Below are 1,270 nucleotides of genomic sequence, written 5' to 3' on the forward strand. Positions count from 1 at the left end.
CCGCTGCACGGTGGCGCGAACTCTGCTGTTCTCGAGATGCTCGAGAAGATCCAGTCGACGGGCGACTCGGCCGAGGACTTCATGGACAAGGTGAAGAACAAGGTCGACGGCGTGAAGCTCATGGGCTTCGGCCACCGCGTCTACAAGAGCTACGACCCGCGCGCCGCCATCGTCAAGAAGGCGACGCACTCGATCCTCGAGAAGAACGGCAAGGACGAGCAGCTCGAGCTCGCCATGGGCCTCGAGGAGCGCGCGCTGAAGGACGACTACTTCGTGCAGCGCAAGCTGTACCCGAACGTCGACTTCTACACGGGTCTCATCTACAAGTCGATGGGCTTCCCGACGAACATGTTCACCGTCCTGTTCGCCATCGGCCGCATGCCCGGCTGGATCGCGCAGTGGCGTGAGCAGAACAAGGACGCGGCGAAGAAGATCGGCCGTCCGCGTCAGGTGTACGTCGGCGCGACCGAGCGCGACTACCCGACGAAGTGACGCCGGCGCGGCGCTGATCGCGCTCGCACCGTCGGACGAAGGGGCTGTTCACCATCGAGGGTGAGCAGCCCCTCCCTCATGCCTGACGTCCGGCCGGTACGACGGCCTTCCCCGAGTCGGGGACGGGGGCGTCGCCACACGCAAGGGCGCGCGCTGCCGGTTCAAGGGGCCGCAGCGGCGAGCGGCGGGCGTCAGCCGATGAACGCGATCCCGAACGTCGCGAGCAGGCCCAGCAGCAGGAAAAGCGCGACGATGCGCTGCATCCTGCTCGCGCCGCTCATCGACGACGCGGCCTGCAGCTCCGGCGCCGAGTAGGCGTCGAAGCCACTCTCGCGGACCTGGTCGCGCTCACTGACGGGCACCCGCGTCTCGTGCAGCTCCCGCAGATCCTCGCGTGGGGTCGGGCCGTCCAGGTGCGTTCGGTCGGGGTGGCTCGTCATCGTCGTCTCCTCGTGCGTGGGGCGCTCACAGTGTGACGCCTGGCTGACGGTCCGTGGGGTTGAACGGGTGATGAAATGCCGCGAGGCGCCGCGGCTCGGATGGCCGCGAGCCCGCATGCCCGCCTGCGGCGTCAGTTCTTGTGCAGGTCCGCGTTGAGCTCGATGCCCCTACCGGCGCGGGCGCGGCACTCGACCGCGCCCGTCTCGGAGTTGCGTAGGAACAGCATGTTGGCGCCACCGGAGAGCTCGACGGCCTTGGTGACGGTGGCGTCGGGCATCGTCACCTTGGTGCCGGCGGTGAGGTAGAGGCCGGCCTCGACGACGCAGTCGTCACCGAG

General features: G+C 68.2%; 2 protein-coding genes and 1 pseudogene. 1 reads left to right on the plus strand and 2 read right to left on the minus strand.

The window, feature by feature from the left end; translation table 11 throughout:
• On the plus strand, nucleotides 1–492 hold a 492-nt coding region (locus B2284_RS07820; RefSeq protein WP_286697352.1), incomplete at its 5' end, for a citrate/2-methylcitrate synthase.
• Between the two features lie 191 nt (nucleotides 493–683).
• Here B2284_RS07820 and B2284_RS07825 read toward each other — a convergent pair.
• Nucleotides 684–932 carry a hypothetical protein gene (locus tag B2284_RS07825; protein ID WP_038567243.1) on the minus strand — a complete coding sequence of 83 codons (249 nt, stop codon included), beginning with the start codon at nucleotides 930–932 and terminating at the stop codon, nucleotides 684–686.
• 131 nt (nucleotides 933–1,063) lie between these two features.
• Nucleotides 1,064–1,270, minus strand: a pseudogene (locus tag B2284_RS07830) (2,3,4,5-tetrahydropyridine-2,6-dicarboxylate N-succinyltransferase); the annotation flags it as partial.

The sequence above is a fragment of the Dermacoccus sp. UBA1591 genome (genome assembly GCF_002322065.1).
Taxonomy (GTDB): domain Bacteria; phylum Actinomycetota; class Actinomycetes; order Actinomycetales; family Dermatophilaceae; genus Dermacoccus; species Dermacoccus nishinomiyaensis.